The organism is Natronoflexus pectinivorans (assembly GCF_004345615.1).
Lineage (GTDB): Bacteria > Bacteroidota > Bacteroidia > Bacteroidales > Marinilabiliaceae > Natronoflexus > Natronoflexus pectinivorans.
The window spans coordinates 13,870-28,150 of the sequence record NZ_SLWK01000008.1 but is presented as its reverse complement, the minus strand read 5'-3'; the positions used below and the strand labels follow the sequence as shown (position 1 = coordinate 28,150).

Here is a 14,281-nt window from a genome sequence, read left to right as displayed (position 1 = left end):
AGAACGATCGGGGTCTTAAAACTCAAGGATGACTCCAATAGAAGGCAAAACAGTTCCCGAAGAGGTTCTCAGCTCCCTCAACTCATATCGTGGTCGGGAATCATTTTCAGCAGTGAAAATGATGGGAGCATCATTTTCATCCAATGCCTGAACCAAACGTGCAGGGTTTCTGCTCTGGAAATTATACACATTTTGCACATCCAGATACAAACTTAAAGAGAAACGTTCGAAAAAGAAGGTTTTATCCACCCGCAAATCAAGTTGATGAAAGGCGTCCAACCTCTCCTGGTTAAATCTTGCGAAGTCCAGATACTCTCTTCCCCGCACATCCCATGCTTCCACAAGTTCTGAAGTGTTTCTGTCAAAAGGAGTATAAGGCAATGCCCCTATGTATCGCCACTTGAGGCCGGCATCCCAATTGCGGTTAAAGCTTTTATTAACGGTTAAGGTGAGAAGATGGCCACTATCCCATGAGGATGCTACATAATCACCTGAGGCATCGGTAAATTCACTGTTCACCCAAGTGTAGGCTAAAATATAGCTCAACCCTTCGGGTGAGCGGCGCTGAATCAAAAATTCAGCACCATAAGCGCGTCCTTTACTGTCGGGAGTTACCTCCTCATCGCCCAGCACCCCAAAATCAGCTCCCTTACTGGCAAGCGAAATGCCTTCGTTTACCGATAGTGGATAGTCGGCATATCGTTTTCTGAAACCTTCGATGGTGGCTCGTGTATTGCTGTTTATTCTGTATTCGAAACCGGCAACAAAATGGTCGGCACGGATATACTTCAGATTGTTGAAACGGTTTTGCAACACCCCGTTTTCGTCACGAAAACCAAGTGTGGTGTATGGTGGCAGCTGATAATACCTGCCTACAGAAGCATTGACCAAAAACTCCGGGAGCAAAGCGTAGGAAGCAGAGGCACGCGGACTTAACTGCTCCAACGGATTTCGCATGGAACTGCTGTAAGAGTTGGCATCAACTCTTACTCCTCCCGAGAGGCTTAAACGCTCTTCCAACATCCGACGGGAAACCGACCCGAAAACCCCATATTTGAACAAGTCCAGATTCGTTTCATAATCAATTAAACGAGAAACATCGTTTACAAAAATACGATTGGTGGTGCGGTTATAATAATTGGCGTGCTCAAGGTTAAAACCTGCGCTTAAACGGTATTCCCCCGGATTGGCCACAAATTCGAATCTTAATTTATTCTCAATTTCATCCGAAACATAATCGTTTAAGAGGTTATCGGGGGAACTGTCATCATTATCAGCATATTTGAAAATGGTATTGTTTAAATGGTTCCGACTGAGCGCGACTAAAAAATTGTTGCTGCCGATAAACCGCCGATAAGAGGCACCCAGCGTGTAATTCCACTGTTCATTAACCGGCAGATAGCTCAAAATGTAACGGTTCTCTTCGGTGTCATCCGGTGATGGGTTTAATCGAAATTGGTCCAATGCACCCACACCCAGGAATGTAATCTCATCGCGCCTGTTAAGTTTAGTTTTGGTCACAAACTGAAAATCGTTAAATGTGGGAAGAAACGGCAATCCCAATTGGTCGAATAAAAATTGCAGATAGGAACGGCGCACAGAAAACAACCCAGAGGTGTTTTCTGTAATTGGCGTATTCACAGACAACGAGAGTTCCGAAGCTCCTACTGTAGCCTTAAAAGCAGGTCTCTCTGGGTTGGGGTCAATCTGTCGGAATTCGAAAACCGAACTCAACGCGTTGCCTCTTGAGGCCGGAAACGCACTGCTGTAGAAATCGACCTCTCTGATAAAATCCACATTTAGAATCCCTACCGGTCCTCCTGAGGCTCCCTGCGTAGAAAAATGGTTCAGTACAGGAATCTCAATGCCATCGAGGTAAAAGCGGTTTTCGGAGGGTCCTCCGCCACGCACAATCAGTTCGTTTCGAAAAGAGGTAGTGCTGCCCACCCCGGGAAAACTCTGTAACACTTTTGAAAAATCACGACTGGCGCCTGCACTTCTTTCAATCACATCGAGTCCAATGCGCTGAAGCGACAAAGGACTCTCAATTCTTTGAGCAAACGGACTGGCAACCACTCTCACCTCCTCCAGCGAGGTAGATGTTGGAGTTAAAGCTATTTCCACGTAATTTGGCCTCACCGCCGATAACAAAATCTCCTCAGAAATAAATGGTTCGTAGCCCAAACTCGAAACCTGAAGACGCACAAAACCAACATTCAATCCCGTAAACTCAAAACGTCCATCCTCGTTGCTCGAAGTTCCGGTTGTTGTATTAAATATGATGATATTAGTAAAAGGCAGTAATTCATTGGTATTGGCATCCTTTATGACCCCTGTAAGCGTGGTGGTTTGTTGAGCCGATGAATAACTGAAAGCCAATATAAAAGCCAAAAGTAGTGTTGTATGATATCTCTTCATAAGTTTATTGTTTAGCAAATTTCGTTTTGTTGTTAAACAAAACAAAAATCATTAAGTTCAGATGCAAAAAAACAACATCTTTGGCATATTACTTGCAGTTTTCACATCCGGTTGGTAAATTAATAGAAAAGTTTGTTTTAACAATAGATCGTTAGATTATTAGATCTTAGATTATTAGATATAAGACATAAGTAAGTTTCTTATTATCAGCTGATTGTGTAATATCACAACAGACTCATAAACGTTTGATAATTAGGCAAATAAAAAAAAATCTTAACGAACTATTATTTTAAAGCAACAGATTGTTTGTCCCTCCAACGAGGGACAACCTGTCTCTTAAAACAGAAAGCAATGTGCCGATAAAAACAAAACATAACACATGAAGCGAATCTTATTTCAAATTTCGTTACTAACCTTAATCCTGCTATCATCCTGCTTGTCAACAAGTCAAAAAGAAGAATCCAGCGCTGCTGTGGTGCAAAACCCGGTTACGTTTTCTTTGGCTGAACTGGACAGTTTGGTGGGAAGAAAACCATGTTCAACCGGCCTATGGACAATGCCTGAAGTGGAATATTTCATGACCAAAATGATGGGTGATGAAAAATATATGGAATTTCTTTTCCTGATGCAGGATGCATCGGCTCTGAAAAAAGACCGCGTCATATACTCCATAGGTGTTTTGCCTGACGATGCCATTCAGGCACTCGGCATCATCATGTTCGACACCAACCACAACAGGGTTTATGCCGAACTGGTTTATCCCGGATTACGCGAAGTATTCACCTCATCAGAAAGTTCTCCGGTTCTGCCATCGGAGGTGATGTCACGTAGAGCAGCTTTTGGCATTGAACATCCCGAAATTGTAGCCCGCGAATACCCGGTTCATTATACTGGGAAATATCCGCATACAGATGGCGAAGGCATCCGCATGAATCTTCATTTAGACCCCATTAATATGAAATATATTTTATACACGGGAAAAATTGAAGGTTATGGGGAATCAATCAGAAGGGAAACCGGATTATATGAGATTAAACAAAATAAGGAACATGAGCTCCTTGTTTTACTGCCAAACGATAAAATGATCCAGGGACACACTTTTACCAGAAATAATTCCGGGTTATCAATTCCGGACGATACCATCATCCGTCAAACACAAATAAAAGGAATGTTGCTAACAAGACGATAGAGTCAAGTCAAATCGGAAGTGCCTCCCTCGCTCACCCCTAACCCCGTTCGGCTGAGACTTCGGTGTGAGCTCAGTCGAACACTCACGTCGAAGCCAAGGGGGAAGCTCCAAGCGCACCAGGTTTACCCAAAACTTAACGGTTGACTTGATACTTGTGTGTTAATCAAAAAGGCCTTCGTCCCTGATTAGCATCAAAATCGCGGAATGAGGCACAATGACATACTTCTCGCTTTTAAATTCAATTTCGATGGCACTGTTTTGCATGTAAACAGCCAAGTCCCCTTCCATTGGCTGAAGAGGAACATATTTTACATCATCCCCTTTAGATTTCCAGGGTTCATCGGCCTCGGCAATGGCGGGAATGGGATATCCCGGCCCCACTTTCACCACATAGCCTGATAAGACTTTCTCTTTTTCCTGAATATTGGGTGGCAAATACAAACCCGACTTGGTTTTGTTTTGAGGTGAACGCGGTTTAATCAAAACCCGGTCGCCCACCATGATAAAATTCTCTAAATCTTTTCCTTCTATCCCTAATGACATATCTTTTTTTTTGCAAATATATAGAATATGGTCTAAATTCGCAGCCCAAATTGGAGCTATGCAATTTCTAACGGAAAAAATATCAAAACTCTTTGGTCAGTTTCTTATCTGGCGGGTTCGGAACATCTCCCAACAAAACTTTGTGCTTATACTTGCCATGCTGGTTGGTCTGTTCAGTGGTCTGGCAGCGGTCACACTGAAAAACGCCATTCATTTCATGCATGACCTGCTTACAAAGGGGTTTGACCTCACCGACTGGAACTATATGTATCTTTTATATCCCATGATTGGGATATTTATTACCATGATATTTGTCCGTTATATTGTAAAAGACGACATCAGCCACGGTGTGACCCGAATTTTGTATGCCATCTCAAAGAAAGAGAGTAACCTGAAGGCGCACAATTCGTTCACATCCATCATAGCCAGTACGTTTACCATTGGATTTGGAGGTTCAGTTGGAGCAGAGGCACCCATTGTGCTTACTGGCTCATCCATAGGTTCATCGCTGGGACGGCTGTTCATGATGAACTATAAAACTGTCACCCTGCTAATTGGTTGTGGTGCTGCCGGTGCCATTGCCGGAATTTTTAAGGCTCCCATTGCCGGCCTCATGTTTACCATGGAAGTATTGATGCTTGGACTAACAGCGTCATCCATCGTTCCGCTGCTTTTATCAGCCGTGGTAGCCGCCTCTGTTGCCTATTTCTTTTTGGGTGAAGGCGCAGAATTCACTTTCCTGCTGGAAGCTCCTTTTGAACTCAACAACCTGCCTTTTTATATTCTTCTTGGTGTTGTTGGCGGAGTGGTTTCACAATATATGACCTGGGGAACACTCAAACTGGAAAAAAGAATGGGAAAAATCACCAATCCATACTATAAATGGCTGGCCGGCGGATTTGTCCTCAGTGTGCTCATATTCCTGTTTCCCCCGCTATACGGTGAAGGATATGATACCATCACCGCCATGCTATCAGATGACTCCTCTGCCATTGTTGAAAACAGCATTTTCTATACCTTTCGAAGCAACAACATTGCCATACTGGTCTTTTTAGTGTTGATTATACTGTTTAAAGTAGTGGCGTCCACGCTAACCAACGCCAGTGGTGGCGTTGGTGGGATTTTTGCACCCACTCTATTTCTTGGTGGCGTCACAGGCTATTTCCTGGCACTTTTAATGAACGAACTTGGTGCCGACCTACCCGTTTCTCATTTCACATTGGTTGGAATGGCAGCATTGATGTCGGGTGTGATGCATGCACCTCTCACCGCCATCTTCCTCATTGCAGAAATCACCAACGGGTATGCGCTTTTTATTCCTCTGATTACTGTATCGGCCATATCCTTTTTAACCAATAAGTATTTTGAACCCCACACCATCTATACCAAGCGACTGGCGCGACGTGGAGAGTTAATCACCCACCACAAGGACAAAGCAGTGCTAACCTTGATGCGCTTAAACAAAGTGATTGAAAGGGATTTTCTGACTGTTAAACCCCACCACACATTGGGCGAATTGGTGAAAACCATTGCCAAAGCCAAACGAAATCTGTTTCCGGTGTTGGATGAAGAAAAACGATTGATTGGAGTTGTTACTTTGGAAGACATCAGGGAAATCATGTTTAAAAGCGAACTATATCAATCCACCACAGTTCAGCAATTGATGACTGTACCGCCGGCATTCATCCAAACCACCGACCACATGGATGATGTCATGAAAAAATTTGAAGATACAGGAGCCTGGAATCTTCCGGTTATTGAGGACGAGAAATACATTGGATTTGTTTCCAAATCCAAAATCTTCTCTGCGTACCGAAGAGTGCTGATACACTTTTCGGATGAGTAGTAAATTGTTATTGAGCCTGAAAAGCATTACATTTGTCATGGTTAAACACTAAGCACTTTTGGTTAGGAAACAGTTTTCAAATTGGGCAGAATAAGGTCAATTGCGATTAAAGCATCTATTTTCATTAGGGCAAAAATAGCATCCCGTTTATGTTGCAAAGGATTCATACATTTCGTAAATGAATAAAAAACAATCAGATATCGACATAACAAAAATTGTTAATCATTGGGTTGAAACATCAGAAAACGATTTTCGAACCTCCGTGACTTTGTATGAATCTAAATCTTATAGTTGGGCACTTTTTCTAGGACATATATCTTTGGAGAAGCTATTAAAAGCAGTTTTTGTAAAGAAATTCGGGAAACATGCACCATTCACACATAATCTTTACAGATTGGCTGAGCTTATCGAAGTCGAGATATCCGAAGAGTACTCAGATTGGCTGGATGAAGTAACCTCATTTAATTTAAATGCGCGTTATGACGATTACAGGAAAGAGTTCCACTCAATTTGCACTCGTGATTATACTGAAAGATGGATAAATAACATTATTATTCTAAGAAAATGGATAAAGGGGATGTTATAAAGATTGCAACAGAATATGCCATAGCATTAAACCATAAATATAGTGCTGTCAAAGTAATCCTATTTGGTTCCTATGCAAAAGGCAATTATCATGATGAGAGCGACATTGATATAGCTGTTGTATTTAAAGATTTCGGCAATCTTGTGGAAACCCAATTGGAGCTTATGAGATTACGCAGAAATATAGACAGTAGAATAGAACCTCATCCATTCAGGGAGTGTGATTTTAATGTTTCGAACCCAATCGCAAATGAAGTAATTAAATACGGTCAGGAAATCCTAAACAACGTAGCATAACATTCTAATTACAATAAATATAATCAGATACTAATGAAAAGAGACCAGCAAATTTTTGAACTTATTCAAAAAGAGCATCACAGGCAGATGGATGGCATCGAGCTGATTGCCTCCGAGAACTTTGTCAGTCCCCAGGTTATGGAAGCCATGGGCAGCGTATTAACCAACAAATACGCTGAGGGGCTTCCCGGAGCGCGTTACTACGGAGGTTGTCAGGTGGTTGACCAGAGCGAAAGTCTGGCCATTGAGCGGCTAAAGGAGCTTTTTGGTGCTGAGTGGGCCAACGTACAGCCACATAGTGGAGCTCAGGCCAACATGGCCGTTTTGATGACCGTTCTGGAACCGGGAGACAAATTCCTGGGATTGGATTTGGCTCATGGCGGACACCTTTCGCATGGTTCTCCGGTGAACAGTTCAGGACTCTGGTATCAACCCATTGCTTATGGCGTTAAAGAAGATACCGGGCTGGTTGATTACGACATGATGGAGTCGCTGGCCTTGGAACATAAGCCAAAATTGATTATTGGCGGAGCATCAGCCTACTCTCGCGATTGGGATTACGAGAGAATGCGCACCATTGCCGATAAGGTAGGTGCAATTTTGATGATTGACATGGCACACCCTGCCGGTCTGATTGCTGCCGGATTGCTCAACAACCCGGTAAAACATGCGCACGTGGTGACATCAACCACTCACAAAACCCTTCGCGGGCCACGTGGTGGTATCATTCTCATGGGTAAGGATTTCGACAATCCATTTGGAAAAACCACTAAAAAAGGGGTTGTTCGTAAAATGTCTTCATTGCTCGATTCAGCCGTATTCCCCGGAATACAAGGTGGACCTCTGGAGCACGTTATTGCTGCCAAAGCTGTTTCATTTTTCGAAGCTCTGCAACCTGAGTACAAAGCCTACCAGTCGCAGGTAAAAAAGAATGCAGCTGAAATGGCTCGTTTGCTCATTGAAAAAGGCTATAAAATCATCTCAGGTGGAACCGATAACCACAGTATGTTGGTTGACCTACGCACCAAATTCCCTGATTTAACTGGAAAGAAAGCAGAAAACACACTGGTAATTGCTGACATTACCATCAATAAAAATATGGTGCCCTTCGACGACCGCTCACCATTCCAAACATCCGGAATCCGCTTGGGAACTTCAGCACTGACTACACGTGGTTTAAAAGAAGAGCACATCACTCCTATTGTTAATTTTATTGATGAAGTGCTTTCAAATCCTGATGATGAAAAAGTACTTGCAGATGTTCGTAAAAGAGTCAATGCTATGATGAAGGAATTCCCGCTATTTGCGTAATAGGTTTTAACGAAATGGTTACGATAAAAAACAAACGCAAAGACGCAATGTCGCAAAGCTTTTTTTTGAAGCAGATGTGACCGACTAATATATTTTAATTAAGAGACTTTTTTCATGTATTTGAAAAAGTCAAAAAAGGGATTGATACATAAGAATCACCAAAAAAGGCTGCCGTAAACGGGCAGCCTTTTGTTTTACACTTAAAAGTTTCTATTTTCACATAGCAACATACCAAAAATTTGCGAACCATCTTAATAGAAACAATGGGTGAAATCAATGACCAAATCAAGAAGCTGAATTTTCAGCCACTAAAACTGCTATCAACCGGCAAATTTGGTGAAGTATGGAAGGCAAAAGACATCTGCACAGAGCAGATTGTCGTCATAAAACCTATCCGCAAACAAATAAACCAGTCTATTTACAAAACTCTAAACACCATTGAACATCCCTCCTTGTCCACCAAATCAAGAGTTGAACAAATAGAAGACCAACACTTTATCATTCGCGAGTTCCTGGAAGGGAAAACCCTTAAAGAACTGATTTTTAAACCATGGTCGAGGAAAAAACATACACGAAGATTTTGGCTCAAAGCTTTCTCTCATTTGTTGGGTGGATTAGAAAAATTGCACCAAAATAACATACTCCATCTGGACATAAAACCATCGAACCTCATCGTTAACAGCTTAAATGGAGAGCCGGCACCGGAAAGCATTAAACTGGTTGACTTTGAACAGGCTGCCATCTATCCCATTGAAGACAAATGGCTTCGCAGACCTTTCGCCCTGGGATATTCACCGCCGGAACAGCTCCTGAATATTAACCAATTGGCTTCTCCTGCAACCGATATATTTGCATTGGGCGTTACCCTATATGAGACACTCACACAAAAAAATGGGTTTTATTACCACGACCCAGAAATGATGATGCACCTTCAACTAAATGTGCCATTATTAAGAACGACAAAACTTCCTGCAACACTATATACTATACTATCAAAAGCCACTGCAAGAGTGGCTTTTCATCTTCCTCCTTCCCGACTGTCCCAAAATCAAGCCGAAGAAATAATTCAACAGGGGATTCAAAAAAGATACACATCAGCAGAAGCATTCAAAAATGCCATTGATGAGTATCTTGATAAAAACAACGACCATCGAACAAATTGGTTTGAAAAGTTGTTTAACAAACTCAAGCAAAAACATTAACATGACCAAAAAACCAACTGTCTTTATAACCGGGACATCGTCCGGCATTGGAAAAGCCACTGTTGAATTGTTTCTTCGTAAAGGATGGCAGGTGGCAGCCACCATGCGAAACATTTCAGTACCCATCGAATTTTCAAATTTGAAAGATGTGAAACTCTATCAACTGGACGTGACCAATTCTGAAATGGTTAATGAGGTAGCAAAAAAAGTGTGGGAAGACCATCACGGCATAGAAGCCGTTATCAACAACGCCGGTTATGGAGCCATCGGGCCACTTGAAGGTGCCACTGAAGAACAGATAGCCAAACAGATGGATACAAATTTCATGGGAAGTGTACGTGTAATGAAGGCATTTATTCCTTTTTTCAGAGAAAAAAGAAGTGGCGTTTTTGTCAACGTTTCATCCATAGCAGGACGAATTGGCATGCCTTTGTACAATATTTACCATGCCTCAAAATTTGCTCTCGAAGGTCTTACCGAAAGTCTCTATTATGAGCTTCGTCCTTTTGGGGTGAGAGTTAAACTGGTGGAGCCCGGACCTGTAAAAACGGAATTCAACGGGCGTTCCAGAGAGGATTTAACCATCAACGAACAGACAGGCTACAGTGATATAGTCTCAAAAGTAAACACCTTATACGGCGACTTTTTTGAAAAAGGAGACCTTCCTGAAACTACAGCCAAAACAATTTACAAAGCCGTAAACTCCAAAGGAAGCAGGTTAAGGTTTCCATCGGGAATATTGGCAAAATTTTTGATGGTTACCAACAAAATCCTACCGGGAAACTGGCTAAGAGTCATCACCTCCAAAATTGCCGGCATAAAATCTGAGATATAAAAAGATTAAATTTCTCATTGTGTCCCTTGTTTGATATTAATAAAACAACTTAAAAAAATATGATATTCTTCTTCATTGTTCTGGCTGTTCACACTGTTGTCAATTTATACATCGCCATAAGGGGCTGGCAGGCTCTGGAAGCAGCTGCCAATTTCAGACCATGGTTTATTGCCTTTATGATCTTAGTTTACGTTGCCTACCCGGCAGGGCGGATTCTTGAAAGGATATGGTACCATCCGGTTCCCATAACCCTACACTGGATAGGAGCATTTTGGTTTGCAGCCATGCTTTACGTTACCCTGTTACTGTTTTTAACCGATATTGGCCGCATTGCAAATCACTTTTTCCCGTTTTTGGAGAAGATTGCAGGGAACAACGTTCCTGCAATTAAACTTAAGCTTTTCATGGCTGTATCGGCTATTTCAGGTTTAATTATTCTCTTCGGTCACATCAACGCCTGGTATCCAAAAACATCACGCATCGACCTTGTCATTCCAAAAGATGCAGGAAATTTGCAGTCACTAAGGATTGTTGCAGTAAGCGATGTGCACCTGGGAACCATCATAGGCCCTCGCAAAACAGGTAAAATGGTCGAATCCATTAACAGATTGAACCCCGACATTATTTTGTTTGCCGGCGACATTGTGGATGAAGATGTAAAGCCGGTGATAAAACAGAATCTGGGCAGAAATCTGCAACAGTTAAGAGCTCCGCTTGGAATATACGCCTCCACGGGTAACCACGAATACATTGGCGGTGGCGACCCATCCATCAATTACCTGGAGCAAAACGGGATAAGAGTATTACGGGACACCGTCATCTCCATTCATGACAATTTTTATGTGGTAGGTCGTGAGGATTTACATAAAAAATGGGTAACCGGAAACCCTCGTAAACATCTGTCCGAGATACTGAAGGATATTGACCCTTCAAAACCTATTATTTTGTTGGATCATCAACCGTACGATTTGGACGATGCCTTGGAGGCAGGCGTGGATTTGCAAATTTCCGGACACACCCATCACGGACAGCTATGGCCTTTTGGATATGTTACCAATAGAATTTTTGAGGTAAGCAGAGGGTACAAACAAAAAGGGAACACCCATTACTATGTAAGTACCGGATTTGGAACCTGGGGTCCACCGGTGAGAACCGGAAACCGACCGGAGATAGTGCTGATTAATTTATATTTTGAATAAAACCGGGTGTTTTATTCAAATCAGCTATTCAATCAAAGTACTTTCTTTAATCAATTGCTCCAACCTTTCAATTTGCTGCTGTTTATTTACTTCCCGCAATTGGCGGGCTGTTTTAGTGAAATATTGATGTTTGCGAATAAATTTGAGTTGTAGTTTGTTCCATTCACTCCAGGAGCCTATCATATCATGCTCATGAAGCTCCTTATAAAGTGTGTTTGAAACAGGTATAAAATCAGTACGACCTAAGTAATCAAGATCCGAATCACAAATAATTTTTTCAAGTATATCAGAAGGATCTGGTGGCATTTTGGTGGCCATAATTAATCTGCAAACTGTTTCGATCTGCTGAGGAGAAAAATCATAACTGGCCAGCTTTTCACGTGCCATTACCGTTCCATAGTGTTCATGATCTTTATAACTGATGGTATGACCTGCATCGTGAAACAATGCAGCAAGTTTAAGCAATAGCACATCTTCATCACTTACACCTTCGGCCCAGCCAATCAACTCCACTTCAGTAACCACATCAATGGTATGTTTAATGTTATGATAGTAAAGATCAGCAGGTAGTTTTTTCTCCAGGTAGTCCAGCAACTCCTCCTGAACATCCATAAACTGAAGCGTTGAGTATTTCAATTTGAATTTTTCATTTGGGATACCCGGCTCTGTCTCGTTTTCTAATTCAGGAATTATTCCTCTAATCTGATATACACCCAGATTCCCTTTATACTTTACAGGTATTTTCCCTATTAGGCGGGTATCATAAAACTCTTTAATTAACTCATAAGTCATTACTGTGGCACCAATAGAGGAACCTGAAACAGCTTCCCCAACCCGACAAGCTATATTTATACTATCTCCGGAGAAACTGTATGTTGAAACTTTATTTCCATTTGGAACAGCAGTTAACGGACCTGTGTGCAGACCAATTCTCAATCGCCAAATGCTCAGGCTGTTCTTCTTTTTAAGTCTTTTAACTGCCTTTTGCATTTCAAGTGCCACCTGCACTACATCAATGGGGTTGGTTCTGTTCTCTGTCTGCAAACCTGCCGCATAGATGTTTACATCTCCAACAGATTTAATCTTTACAATGCTATTCAGGAAGGCAATTTCATCAAGCGCAAGATATAATTCATCCAGAAGGTCAATCATTGGGGCCGGATCATCAAATTTATACAATTTATGAAACCCTCTTACTGAAACATAAATCAGGGATACCATTCGCAACCTTTTGGCGTGCTTCCGGGCATCTTTGGGCTTTTTCTCTGCATCCAGCGAAAATTTTGAAAGCGCATCCTGATAACTTTTATTCTGAGTTTCAATGGCAGAAAAACGCGCAACAAGATCATCCAGTTGGCTTTTAAGCTCTTTGTTCCTGTTGGCTAAGCGTTGTATCCGGTCGATATAACTTTCTGGTTCTTCCATAATTTTAGAGAGTTTGCTGACAGGATTAACAAAACCCCGTTTGATTATCAAAAAATACGATAAAAAACCGGTAAGGTTTTGTAAAAAAGAGAAAAGTTTAGAACCATTTTAAATAAAATCCAGAAAAAAAACAGCACCATACAACCATAAACAGCTAGCTATATGAGCCTTTCGCCGTCCTATGCAATAATCTAACGAAGAATAACCTTTCCAATAGTTTTGACCAATAGCTCTTTTTTTATGATAAATGTTAATTCAACATTTCAATCACATTTTCTATTCTTCTCTCAACAGGATCATTCACATCCATCCAGTTAATATGAAAGCCTCTGCGCTTTTCCATTCCCCGGAACCATGTCATCTGCCTTTTTGCAAACTGGTGTATAGCTATGTTCAACTGATTGAACATCTCCTCATAGGAAATTTCCCCAATCACATAACGAGTCACAAACTTGTATTCCAACCCGTAATATATCAGATCCTCGGCAGGAATACCCTCATCAATCAATCCACGAACCTCCTCAATCATGCCATCTTTTAACCGCTGTTCCAATCGGCGTGTAATTTTTGCCCGACGTTCATCCCGGTTAATGTTTAAACCAATAATTAAAGGTCGCACCTCAGGTAGTTCCACTACAATCTCGGGATGGTTCTGATAGTATGTTTCTATTTCGATGGCACGTATGGCTCTTTTTACTGTATCGGTATCGGTATTGTTGTGTAGTTTACGAAAAGAAGATAAAATTGCTTCTAGTTCATTCAATGATTTATTCTTTAATGATTCCCGCAATGATGGATTTGATGGAACATGAATCATTTTATATCGCTGTAAAACAGCTTCAATATACAATCCTGTGCCTCCGCACAGGATGGGCCAGACAGATTTTTTATTCAACTCCTCAAAAACCCTGAAAAAATCGGTCTGATATTCATACACATTGTATTTATACCCGGGTGCACGAATGTCGGTCAAATGTGCGGGCACTTGATATTCATCCACATTGTAATCATCATAATCTTTACCCGTTCCCAAATCCATCCGTTTATATACCTGACGAGAATCGGCACTGATGATTTCACCTTTCAGAGCTTTTGCCAGCTTCGCTGCAAAAGCTGTTTTCCCGCATGCAGTTGGACCCAACACTACTATCAGGTTGTAACCGTTGATTTTCATGTGTCTATAATTTGTATTTTAAGGTCACATGGAACTCGCCATATCACTCATCCCCCTGTTTGAGAGCTTTTTGACTTCGTCGATCTGACGATTCTCATGGCTCGTTTCATGTGTCTACAATTTGTTTTCAGTTGATCCCGAGTACACGGGAGAACTGGTTGTGATGTAAAGATACTTCCAACCGCAACAAACTGAAAAAATATTCAGCTTTTTATTATTAATCGCCGCTTTTTATATTTTTGCATGGTAATTGGGAA

The 14,281-nt window shown here is 41.6% G+C and carries 12 protein-coding genes; 8 read left to right on the top strand and 4 right to left on the bottom strand.

Going from position 1 to position 14,281, the window contains the following annotated elements:
* Nucleotides 1-15: 15 nt before the first annotated feature.
* Complete coding sequence (locus EV194_RS11150) at nucleotides 16-2,418, bottom strand: TonB-dependent receptor (RefSeq protein ID WP_132434124.1); 2,403 nt, start codon at nucleotides 2,416-2,418, stop codon at nucleotides 16-18.
* 379 nt (nucleotides 2,419-2,797) lie between these two features.
* Between EV194_RS11150 and EV194_RS11145 the strand changes: the two genes are divergently transcribed.
* The gene (locus EV194_RS11145; protein ID WP_132434123.1) at nucleotides 2,798-3,607 is read left to right on the top strand and encodes a hypothetical protein; all 810 of its coding nucleotides are present in this window, start codon (nucleotides 2,798-2,800) and stop codon (nucleotides 3,605-3,607) included.
* Between the two features lie 159 nt (nucleotides 3,608-3,766).
* Here the strand turns inward: EV194_RS11145 and EV194_RS11140 are convergent, their stop codons facing one another.
* Nucleotides 3,767-4,150, bottom strand: a complete 384-nt coding sequence (locus EV194_RS11140) for a co-chaperone GroES (RefSeq protein ID WP_132434122.1) — start codon at nucleotides 4,148-4,150, stop codon at nucleotides 3,767-3,769.
* A gap of 58 nt (nucleotides 4,151-4,208) precedes the next feature.
* Here EV194_RS11140 and EV194_RS11135 point away from each other — a divergent pair, with 58 nt between their 5' ends.
* The 7 genes from EV194_RS11135 (at nucleotide 4,209) to EV194_RS11105 (ending at nucleotide 11,425) form a co-directional block, all read left to right on the top strand.
* A complete protein-coding gene (locus EV194_RS11135; protein ID WP_132434121.1) occupies nucleotides 4,209-5,996 on the top strand; it encodes a chloride channel protein in 1,788 nt (595 codons plus the stop codon).
* 178 nt (nucleotides 5,997-6,174) lie between these two features.
* On the top strand, nucleotides 6,175-6,582 hold the full coding sequence (locus tag EV194_RS11130; RefSeq protein WP_132434120.1) for a HEPN domain-containing protein: 408 nt from the start codon (nucleotides 6,175-6,177) through the stop codon (nucleotides 6,580-6,582).
* Complete coding sequence (locus EV194_RS11125; protein ID WP_132434119.1) at nucleotides 6,561-6,878, top strand: nucleotidyltransferase domain-containing protein; 318 nt, start codon at nucleotides 6,561-6,563, stop codon at nucleotides 6,876-6,878. The genes EV194_RS11130 and EV194_RS11125 overlap by 22 nt, the downstream gene beginning before the upstream one ends.
* A gap of 33 nt (nucleotides 6,879-6,911) precedes the next feature.
* Nucleotides 6,912-8,189 (top strand): serine hydroxymethyltransferase, encoded by a 1,278-nt coding sequence (glyA, locus tag EV194_RS11120; RefSeq protein ID WP_132434118.1) that lies wholly within the window; start codon nucleotides 6,912-6,914, stop codon nucleotides 8,187-8,189.
* Nucleotides 8,190-8,452: 263 nt separating this feature from the next.
* Entirely contained in the window at nucleotides 8,453-9,391 is a 939-nt protein-coding gene (locus tag EV194_RS11115) for a serine/threonine protein kinase (protein WP_132434117.1), read from the top strand.
* A gap of 1 nt (nucleotide 9,392) precedes the next feature.
* A complete protein-coding gene (locus EV194_RS11110; protein ID WP_132434116.1) occupies nucleotides 9,393-10,226 on the top strand; it encodes an SDR family oxidoreductase in 834 nt (277 codons plus the stop codon).
* Nucleotides 10,227-10,285: 59 nt separating this feature from the next.
* Nucleotides 10,286-11,425, top strand: a complete 1,140-nt coding sequence (locus tag EV194_RS11105) for a metallophosphoesterase (protein ID WP_243699396.1) — start codon at nucleotides 10,286-10,288, stop codon at nucleotides 11,423-11,425.
* 24 nt (nucleotides 11,426-11,449) lie between these two features.
* On the opposite strand, the gene EV194_RS11100 is transcribed toward EV194_RS11105, so the two are convergent.
* Together EV194_RS11100 and miaA are read right to left on the bottom strand one after the other, a co-directional pair.
* Entirely contained in the window at nucleotides 11,450-12,850 is a 1,401-nt protein-coding gene (locus EV194_RS11100; RefSeq protein WP_132434115.1) for an adenylate/guanylate cyclase domain-containing protein, read from the bottom strand.
* A gap of 250 nt (nucleotides 12,851-13,100) precedes the next feature.
* Nucleotides 13,101-14,024 (bottom strand): tRNA (adenosine(37)-N6)-dimethylallyltransferase MiaA, encoded by a 924-nt coding sequence (gene miaA, locus EV194_RS11095; protein ID WP_132434114.1) that lies wholly within the window; start codon nucleotides 14,022-14,024, stop codon nucleotides 13,101-13,103.
* Nucleotides 14,025-14,281 lie beyond the last annotated feature (257 nt).

Bases quoted from the DNA above. Each gene is read 5' to 3' on its own strand.
- EV194_RS11130 (WP_132434120.1), top strand. From the start codon at position 6,175: ATGAATAAAAAACAATCAGATATCGACATAACAAAAATTGTTAATCAT.
- EV194_RS11105 (WP_243699396.1), top strand. From the start codon at position 10,286: ATGATATTCTTCTTCATTGTTCTGGCTGTTCACACTGTTGTCAATTTA.
- EV194_RS11110 (WP_132434116.1), top strand. From the start codon at position 9,393: ATGACCAAAAAACCAACTGTCTTTATAACCGGGACATCGTCCGGCATT.
- EV194_RS11150 (WP_132434124.1), bottom strand. From the start codon at position 2,418: ATGAAGAGATATCATACAACACTACTTTTGGCTTTTATATTGGCTTTC.
- EV194_RS11100 (WP_132434115.1), bottom strand. From the start codon at position 12,850: ATGGAAGAACCAGAAAGTTATATCGACCGGATACAACGCTTAGCCAAC.
- EV194_RS11115 (WP_132434117.1), top strand. From the start codon at position 8,453: ATGGGTGAAATCAATGACCAAATCAAGAAGCTGAATTTTCAGCCACTA.
- EV194_RS11145 (WP_132434123.1), top strand. From the start codon at position 2,798: ATGAAGCGAATCTTATTTCAAATTTCGTTACTAACCTTAATCCTGCTA.
- EV194_RS11140 (WP_132434122.1), bottom strand. From the start codon at position 4,150: ATGTCATTAGGGATAGAAGGAAAAGATTTAGAGAATTTTATCATGGTG.
- EV194_RS11125 (WP_132434119.1), top strand. From the start codon at position 6,561: ATGGATAAAGGGGATGTTATAAAGATTGCAACAGAATATGCCATAGCA.
- glyA (WP_132434118.1), top strand. From the start codon at position 6,912: ATGAAAAGAGACCAGCAAATTTTTGAACTTATTCAAAAAGAGCATCAC.
- EV194_RS11135 (WP_132434121.1), top strand. From the start codon at position 4,209: ATGCAATTTCTAACGGAAAAAATATCAAAACTCTTTGGTCAGTTTCTT.
- miaA (WP_132434114.1), bottom strand. From the start codon at position 14,024: ATGAAAATCAACGGTTACAACCTGATAGTAGTGTTGGGTCCAACTGCA.